The 8,350-nt window shown below is 70.1% G+C and carries 7 protein-coding genes; 6 read left to right on the top strand and 1 reads right to left on the bottom strand.

Going from position 1 to position 8,350, the window contains the following annotated elements; translation table 11 throughout:
• Positions 1-180: 180 nt before the first annotated feature.
• Positions 181-972 (bottom strand): undecaprenyl-diphosphate phosphatase, encoded by a 792-nt coding sequence (locus CEK66_RS02925; protein WP_017908899.1) that lies wholly within the window; start codon positions 970-972, stop codon positions 181-183.
• A 223-nt stretch (positions 973-1,195) separates the two neighbouring features.
• On the opposite strand from CEK66_RS02925, the gene glnA reads away from it, so the two are divergent.
• From glnA to CEK66_RS02895, 6 genes are all read left to right on the top strand, one after another.
• Entirely contained in the window at positions 1,196-2,605 is a 1,410-nt protein-coding gene (gene glnA / locus CEK66_RS02920) for a type I glutamate--ammonia ligase (protein ID WP_017908900.1), read from the top strand.
• A gap of 325 nt (positions 2,606-2,930) precedes the next feature.
• Positions 2,931-3,269 (top strand): P-II family nitrogen regulator, encoded by a 339-nt coding sequence (locus tag CEK66_RS02915; protein WP_010341076.1) that lies wholly within the window; start codon positions 2,931-2,933, stop codon positions 3,267-3,269.
• Between the two features lie 19 nt (positions 3,270-3,288).
• On the top strand, positions 3,289-4,734 hold the full coding sequence (gene amt / locus CEK66_RS02910; RefSeq protein ID WP_193312551.1) for an ammonium transporter: 1,446 nt from the start codon (positions 3,289-3,291) through the stop codon (positions 4,732-4,734).
• A 334-nt stretch (positions 4,735-5,068) separates the two neighbouring features.
• Positions 5,069-6,100, top strand: a complete 1,032-nt coding sequence (locus CEK66_RS02905; RefSeq protein WP_152235898.1) for an ATP-binding protein — start codon at positions 5,069-5,071, stop codon at positions 6,098-6,100.
• A gap of 10 nt (positions 6,101-6,110) precedes the next feature.
• Positions 6,111-7,541, top strand: a complete 1,431-nt coding sequence (ntrC, locus tag CEK66_RS02900) for a nitrogen regulation protein NR(I) (RefSeq protein WP_017908905.1) — start codon at positions 6,111-6,113, stop codon at positions 7,539-7,541.
• Positions 7,542-7,867: 326 nt separating this feature from the next.
• Positions 7,868-8,350, top strand: a 483-nt coding sequence (locus CEK66_RS02895; protein WP_226978475.1) for a superoxide dismutase family protein, incomplete at its 3' end; no start/stop codon positions are given.

The raw sequence follows: 8,350 nt of genomic DNA, 5'->3' as shown, positions 1-8,350 counted from the left end.
TACCCGGCCGACGAACGTTGTGCCCCATTCCGAATATGGGAACGCGCGGCCATCCCCCCCCCCCCCCCGGGGGGGCACCCTCCCCCGGCGGGGGAAGGGAAAAGCCCGTGCCCCCCCCCCCGCCGGGAGGGGGTTGGGGGGGGGGTCCCGGCGCGCGCAGCGCCCCGCCGACTCAACCCCTCAGGCCGCCGGCAACCACAGCAGCAGCGCCGCGCCCAGCACGATCCGGTACACCGCGAACGCGGTGAAGCGGTGCGACTTGATGTAGCCCAGCAGCCACTTCACCACCACGAAGCCGGTGACCATCGAGGCGACGAAGGCCAGGGCCACGTCGCCCCAGTTCTCGCTGCCCAGGCCGCCGTCCTTGTACAGCTCCAGGAACGAATAGGCGCTGGCTGCGAACATGGTCGGGATGCCGACCAGGAAGGCGAATTCGGCCGCGGCCGAGCGCTTGCTCAGGCCCAGCAGCATCGCCAGGAAGATCGTCGCCGCCGAGCGCGAGGTGCCGGGGAACACGCCGGCCACCACCTGCGCCAGGCCGACCGCGATGGCCACCGTCCAGGTCACCGTCTCGCGCTCCGGCATGCGCGCAGCGAAGTACTCGGCCACCAGCATCCACACGCCGCCGATCACCAGCGCCCAGGCCACCGGCTGCACGCTGTCCGGCAACTGCCAGCCGGCCTTGCGGACGATGAGACCGACCACCGCGGTCACCAGGAAGGCGGCGCCCAGCTTGAAGGCGTAGTCGCGGTTGGCGCGGTCGCCCAGGCCGGTGGCCAGGTCCCACAGGCGCTGCCGGAACACCAGGGTGGTGGCCAGGATCGCGCCGGCCTGGATCACGATGTTGAAGAAGTCGGACCGGTGGCCGAGCCAGCGCTCGGCGATCAACAGGTGCCCGGTGCTGGAAATGGGCAGGAATTCGGTCAGGCCTTCGATGATGCCCAGCAGCAGGGCCGACAACAGATCGCTCATGGAGGAGAGGGTCGCTTTGGGGGAGGGGAAGCTGTGCAAGGATAGAGCATCCGCCTTTCGCACAAATTTGGTGCGTTCAGGTGTGAATGCACCACGAAAGTGCAGTGCATTTGCATCCTTCGCGTGCACGCTTCAGCAGAATCAAGGGCTTGTGAGTGCCACACGCTTGGCATGGCGATTGCTGATACTCGCCCACGCCCTTCACAACCCGAGGTTGCATCGAATGTCTGCGGAAACTATTGAGAAGCTGGTCAAGGACAACAAGATCGAGTTCGTCGACCTGCGCTTCGTCGACATGCGCGGCGTGCAGCAGCACGTCACCTTCCCGGTCAGCATCATCGAGCCGGCGCTGTTCGAGGAAGGCAAGATGTTCGACGGCAGCTCGATCGCCGGCTGGAAGGGCATCAACGAGTCGGACATGGTCCTGCTGCCCGACGCCGACACCGCCTTCGTCGATCCGTTCATGGCCGATCCGACCCTGGTGCTGACCTGCGACATCCTCGACCCGGCCACCATGCAGAGCTACGGCCGCGACCCGCGCGGCGTGGCCAAGCGCGCCGAGGCCTACCTGAAGTCCAGCGGCATCGCCGACCAGGCGTTCTTCGGCCCGGAGCCGGAATTCTTCATCTTCGACGGCGTGCGCTTCGGCAACGAGATGGGCCACACCTTCTTCAAGATCGATTCGGAAGAGGCGGCCTGGAGCAGCGGCAGCAAGATCGAAGGCGGCAACAGCGGCTACCGTCCGGCGGTCAAGGGCGGCTACTTCCCGGTGCCGCCGACCGACTCGCTGCAGGACCTGCGCGCCGAGATGTGCAAGACCCTGGAGCAGGTCGGCATCGAAGTCGAAGTGCACCACCACGAAGTGGCCACCGCCGGCCAGTGCGAGATCGGCACCAAGTTCAACTCGCTGGTGAAGAAGGCCGACGAGCTGATGATGATGAAGTACATCATCAAGAACGTCGCCTACCGCAACGGCAAGACCGCGACCTTCATGCCCAAGCCGATCGTCGGCGACAACGGCTCGGGCATGCACGTGCACCAGTCGCTGGCCAAGGGCGGCACCAACCTGTTCTCCGGCGACGGCTACGGCGGCCTGTCGCAGATGGCGCTGTGGTACATCGGCGGCATCTTCAAGCACGCCAAGGCGATCAACGCCTTCACCAACTCCGGCACCAACAGCTACAAGCGTCTGGTCCCGGGCTTCGAGGCGCCGGTGATGCTGGCCTACTCGGCGCGCAACCGTTCGGCCTCGTGCCGCATTCCGTGGGTGTCCAACCCGAAGGCGCGCCGCATCGAGATCCGCTTCCCGGATCCGCTGCAGTCCGGCTACCTGACCTTCGCCGCGCTGATGATGGCCGGCCTGGACGGCATCAAGAACCAGATCGACCCGGGCGCGCCCAGCGACAAGGACCTGTACGACCTGCCGCCGGAAGAGGAGAAGCAGATCCCGCAGGTGTGCTCCAGCCTCGACCAGGCGCTGGAAGCGCTGGACGCCGACCGCGAGTTCCTCAAGGCCGGCGGCGTGTTCACCGACGACTTCATCGACGGCTACATCGCGCTGAAGATGCAGGAAGTGACCAAGTTCCGCGCGGCCACGCACCCGCTGGAATACCAGCTGTACTACGCCAACTGAGTTCCACGCGCGGCGATGGCGAAGGCTTCCCCTCCCTCCTTCGCCATCGCCGCCACCTGCCCGGCTGGGGAGCCGCGCAGGTGGTCCGCGCCCACCATCGCGTCATCGAGTGTCCAGGGGATGGACCGCGCAACAGAGCGCTTGCGTGCCGTGGGCCACGTTCCCTCCCACGTCGCCGTCGCCGCCGCACCTTGGGTGCGGTGGGCCACGGCGTGATCCACGGAACGCATCGCGCAGCAGCACCCGCGCCGTTCGCGGCGCGGTCGATGGGCCCAGTGCCGGTCGGCCTTCGGCGGCCGGTTCCTTCCACCAACGGGGTATGCGCATGAAACTGATCACCGCCATCATCCGGCCATTCAAGCTCGACGAGGTCCGCGAGGCCTTGTCGCAGGCTGGGGTGTCCGGCATCACCGTCACCGAGGTCAAGGGCTTCGGTCGGCAGAAGGGCCACACCGAGTTGTATCGCGGTGCCGAGTACGTCGTCGACTTCCTGCCCAAGATCAAGATCGAGACCGTGGTGACCGACGAGCGCCTGGATGCCGTGGTCGAGGCGATCCAGGGCGCGGCCGGCACCGGCAAGATCGGCGACGGCAAGATCTTCGTCACCGCCATCGAGCAGGTCGTCCGCATCCGTACCGGCGAAATCGGCGCCGATGCGCTCTAACCCCACCTTGGAGCCCTTCATGAAGACAGGTCTGTTCGCCGGGTGGAAGGCCCGGTTCTACGCGGTATGCATGCTGATGCTGGTCAGCGCGATGGCGGTCGGCATCCCCGGCAAGGCCTTCGCCCAGGCCGAAACCACCCCGGCGCCGACGCCGGACGTGGTCACCGAACAACTGACGCCGCCGCCCGCACCGGCCGCCGCGCCGGCCGCGGCCGCGGCCACGCCGGCGCCGGTGGTGGACAAGGGCGACGTCGCCTGGATGCTCACCTCCACGCTGCTGGTGCTGCTGATGGTGGTGCCCGGCCTGGCGCTGTTCTACGGCGGCATGGTCCGCGCCAAGAACGTGCTGTCGGTGCTGATCCAGGTCGGCGTGGTGTTCTCGCTGATCGCGGTGCTGTGGGTGGTGTACGGCTACAGCCTGGCGTTCGCCGATGGCGGTCCGTTCATCGGCACGCTGCACAAGGCGCTGCTGGCCGGCGTCGACACCACCACGCTGGCCGACACCTTCTCCAAGGGCTTCAAGCTGCCGGAGTACGTGTTCGTCGCCTTCCAGCTGACCTTCGCCGGCATCACCGGCGCGCTGATCGTCGGCGCCTTCGCCGAGCGGGTGAAGTTCGCCGCGGTGCTGCTGTTCGTGGTCATCTGGTTCACCTTCGGCTACCTGCCGCTGGCGCACATGGTGTGGTCGGCCCCGGGTTTCCTGTTCGGCAAGGGCGCGCTGGACTTCGCCGGCGGCACCGTGGTCCACATCAACGCCGGCGTGGCCGGTCTGGTCGGTTCGTACTTCGTCGGCAAGCGCCTGGGCTTCGGCCACACCGCGCTGAAGCCGCACAACGTGACCCTGACCTTCGTCGGCGCCTCGCTGCTGTGGGTGGGCTGGTTCGGCTTCAACGCCGGCTCGGCGCTGGAAGCCAACGCCACCGCCGCACTGGCCTTCCTCAACACCCTGCTGGCCACCGCCGCGGCGGTGCTGGCCTGGTCGCTGACCGAGAAGGTGATCAAGGGCAAGTCCTCGGCGCTGGGCGTGGCTTCGGGCATGGTCGCCGGCCTGGTCGGCATCACCCCGGCCGCCGGCACCGTGGGGCCGTTCGGCGCCATCGCCATCGGCGTGGCCGCCGGCGTGATCTGCGTGTGGGGCGTGACCGGGCTGAAGAAGCTGCTCAATGCCGACGACACCCTGGACGTGTTCGGCGTGCACGGCGTCGGCGGCATCGTCGGCGCGATCCTCACCGGCGTGTTCACCGACAAGGCGCTGGGCGGCATGGGCTACGCCGAGGGCGTGACCATGGGCCACCAGGTGCTGGTGCAGGCCGAAGGCGTGCTGATCACCGTCGGCTGGATCGGCGTGGTCTCGGTGGTCGGCTTCCTGATCGCCAAGCTGGTGATCGGCCTGCGCGTGCCGGAAGACGCCGAGCGCGAGGGTCTGGACATCACCTCGCATGGCGAATCGGCCTACGAGTCCTGAGCTTCGCCGGCCCGCGACGGCGGTCGCGGGCCTTGTCGCGGTGCGTGGGGCCGGCGCTGGTGGCCGGTCCACGCGGCCGCGGCCTTCGCCGGCGCTTCCTGGGGGGAAGCGCCGGCCATTCTCAAAAGATCGAGGTATTCCGCGTGGCCATTCGCCTCGCCACACCCCCGGCTTTCCGCAAGAGTCCTGGCTGCGTTGCGATGCAAGGTCCGCTGGTCCCGTCACCCGGTCCGCAGCCAGCCGCGCGCCGCGCCGTCCGCCAGGGCAGGGACCACGCCGTGCGCCGCTCGCCCGTGCCGCCTGCCTGGCTTTGCACTACATTGGTGCAATGGCCATGAACACTATGCCGCCCCCGCTTTCCGCCCTTGGCACCCCGGTGGTCTGGGCGGATACCGACGGCCGCCTGCGCGGCGCCAATCCCGCTTTCGCGCGCTGGCTCGGGGTCAGCGTGCGGCGCCTGCTCGACCAGCCGCTGGCCTCGCTGGAAGTGCAGGGCGATGCGCTCGCACGGTTCCTGCGCAACGACGAGCGCGACGTGCTGCGCCTGCACCGCATGGCCCTGGCCGTGCCCGGCGAGCCGCCGCGCTTCGCCGAAGGCTGGCTGTCGCGGCTGGACGACGGCGGCTGGCTGCTGGAAGCGCACCCGGTCGACGAGTTCCCCACGCCGGACCCGGCGCAGGCCCTGCCGAACGCGCTCAGCGCGGCGCTCAAGGGCCTGGCCCACGAACTGCGCAATCCGCTGGCCGGGCTCAAGGGCGCCGCGCAGCTGCTGGCGCGCCGCGCCCAGCACCGCGACGAGGACGAGCGCGAACTGATCGAACTGATCGGCGCGGAGATCGAGCGCCTCAACAGCCTGCTCGACCAGTTGCTGTCGCCAGCGCCGGCGCGCCCGCACGCCATGCTCAACATCCACGCGGTGCTGGAGCGGGTGTTGCGCCTGGCCGAGAACGAAGGCGGCTGGTCGGTGCGCCTGCAGCGCGATTACGACCCCAGCATCCCCGAATTCCTCGGCGATGCCGACCGCCTCACCCAGGCGGTGTGGAACCTGGTGCGCAACGCGATCCAGGCCGGCGCGGCGCAGGTCACCTTGCGCACCCGCGTCGAGCACGGCCAGCGCATCCGCGATCGCGTGCACGCGCGCGGCCTGCGCCTGGAGATCGTCGACGACGGCCGCGGCGTGCCCGAGGAACTGGCCGAGCACCTGTTCCTGCCGCTGGTCAGCGGCCGCGCCGAAGGCAGCGGCCTGGGCCTGGCGCTGGCCCAGCAGGTGGCGCGCGAGCATGCCGGCTCGCTGACCTACCGCTCCCGCCCCGGCCACACCGTGTTCACCCTGCTGCTGCCGCAGCGCGCAGCGGACACCGATTAGGAGCACTGCGATGACCGACTCCCTGCAAGGAACGCAACGTATCTGGGTGGTCGACGACGACCGTTCGGTGCGCTTCGTGCTGTCCACCGCGCTGCGCGACGCCGGCTACAGCGTCGACGGCTTCGACAGCGCCGCCGCCGCGCTGCAGGCGCTGGCGCAGCGGCCCATGCCCGACCTGCTGTTCACCGACGTGCGCATGCCCGGCGACGACGGTCTGGTGCTGCTGGACAAGCTCAAGGCCGCGCACCCGCAACTGCCGGTGATCGTGATGTCCGCCTACACCGACGTGGCCAGCACCGCCGGCGCGTTCCGCGGCGGCGCCCACGAGTTCCTGTCCAAGCCGTTCGACCTGGACGATGCGGTAGCGCTGGCCGCACGCGCGCTGCCCGATGCCGGCAGCGCCATCGCCGCGGCACCGCCAGTGGCGCCGGCCGGGCAGGGCAGCACCGAACTGATCGGCGACACCCCGGCGATGCGCGCGCTGTTCCGTGCCATCGGCCGGCTGGCGCAGGCGCCGCTGTCGGTGCTGATCAACGGCGAGACCGGCACCGGCAAGGAACTGGTGGCGCACGCGCTGCACACCGAGTCGCCGCGCGCGCGCAAACCGTTCGTCGCGCTCAACACCGCGGCGATCCCGGCCGAACTGCTGGAGAGCGAACTGTTCGGCCACGAGGCCGGCGCCTTCACCGGCGCGCAGCGCCGCCACATCGGCCGCTTCGAGCAGGCCGACGGGGGCACCCTGTTCCTGGACGAAATCGGCGACATGCCGCTGCCGCTGCAGACCCGGCTGCTGCGCGTGCTGGCCGAGAACGAATTCTTCCGCGTCGGCGGGCGCGAACTGATCCGGGTCGACGTGCGGGTCATCGCCGCCACCCACCAGGATCTGGAAGCGCTGGTCGAACAGGGCCGCTTCCGCGCCGACCTGTTGCACCGCCTGGACGTGGTGCGATTGCAGTTGCCGCCGCTGCGCGAGCGTCGCGCCGACGTGCCGCAACTGGCCGAGAACTTCCTGGCGATGGCCGCGCGCAAGCTCGACACCCCGCCCAAGCGGCTGGCGCCGGCGGCGCTGGACGCGTTGCGCGCCTATCCGTGGCCGGGCAACGTGCGCGAACTGGAGAACGTGTGCTGGCGCCTGGCCGCGCTGGCGCCGGCGGAAATCATCGATGCCGGCGACGTCGAGGCCGCCCTGCTGCGCGGCGGCCGCCGCGAGCGCAGCGGCGACGGCGGCGAGTGGGACACGCAACTGTCGGCCTGGGCGCAGCAGCGCCTGTCCGACGGCGCCGAGGGCCTGCATGCCGAGGCCCGCGAACGCTTCGACAAGGCGCTGCTGGAAGTGGCGCTGCGCTTCACCCAGGGCCGCCGCGCCGAAGCCGCCGCCCGCCTGGGCGTGGGCCGCAACACCGTCACCCGCAAGCTGGGGCCCGGGCGGCGGCGGCGCTGAGGAAGGAGCCGGGACCCGGGACCCGGGACAGCGCGGACTCAGGGGCGGACAGATGTGCGACATGCGCTTGCTGGACTCGGGACGGTAATTTCCGGTTCGCGCTCGTTTACACGCCAGGGGATTCGCTGTGGCATTGCCTCATGCGCCGCTGCGCTGACGCGTCGCTACGCTTTCCGGGTCCCGGGTCCCGGGTCCCGGGTCCCGGGTCCCGACCGCCACCGCACCAACAAGCCCCGCCTCCGGCCAGCTAGACTGCGCCCCGTGCACCTTCATGGGGTCTGCACGGCCGCCCCTCTAGTTTCGCCCTGCCACAGGAGTCGATGTCGATGCGTTATGGATTGCCCCTCGCCGCGAGTGCCTTGTTGATGCTGGCCGCGTGCAACAGCGCGCCGCCCAAGGCCCCGCCGCCGCCGCCGCCCAAGGCGCCGCCGCTGGCCAGCGCCGGCACGGTGCAGCAGGCGCAGGCCGTGCTGGCGCCGGCCTCCGGCAGCCTGGTCAGCGGCAAGCTGTCGCTGGTCGCCGCGCCCGGCGGCGTGCGCATCACCGGCACGCTGGGTGGCCTGCAGCCCAACCACAGCTTTGCCTTCCATGTGCATGAGCGCGGCGACTGCAGCGCGGCCGATGCCAGCAGCGCCGGCGGCCACTTCAATCCGCTCGGCGCGCCGCACGGCCGCGCCGGCAGCGGTCCGCACCACGCCGGCGACATGGACAACCTCAACGCCACGGCCGACGGCACCGCGCAGATCGACGTGCTGCTGCACGGCGTGGTGCTCGGCGGCGGCGCGGCCAACGATATCGTCGGCCGCGCC

The sequence above is a fragment of the Xanthomonas sp. LMG 12460 genome (assembly GCF_009192895.1).
In the GTDB taxonomy this organism is placed as follows: domain Bacteria; phylum Pseudomonadota; class Gammaproteobacteria; order Xanthomonadales; family Xanthomonadaceae; genus Xanthomonas_A; species Xanthomonas_A sontii.
The sequence above is the reverse complement of the archived record's forward strand: the minus strand, read 5'-3'. Positions and strand labels throughout refer to the sequence as shown.

Bases quoted from the DNA above. Each gene is read 5' to 3' on its own strand.
- CEK66_RS02915 (WP_010341076.1), top strand. From the start codon at position 2,931: ATGAAACTGATCACCGCCATCATCCGGCCATTCAAGCTCGACGAGGTC.
- ntrC (WP_017908905.1), top strand. From the start codon at position 6,111: ATGACCGACTCCCTGCAAGGAACGCAACGTATCTGGGTGGTCGACGAC.
- glnA (WP_017908900.1), top strand. From the start codon at position 1,196: ATGTCTGCGGAAACTATTGAGAAGCTGGTCAAGGACAACAAGATCGAG.
- amt (WP_193312551.1), top strand. From the start codon at position 3,289: ATGAAGACAGGTCTGTTCGCCGGGTGGAAGGCCCGGTTCTACGCGGTA.
- CEK66_RS02925 (WP_017908899.1), bottom strand. From the start codon at position 972: ATGAGCGATCTGTTGTCGGCCCTGCTGCTGGGCATCATCGAAGGCCTG.
- CEK66_RS02905 (WP_152235898.1), top strand. From the start codon at position 5,069: ATGAACACTATGCCGCCCCCGCTTTCCGCCCTTGGCACCCCGGTGGTC.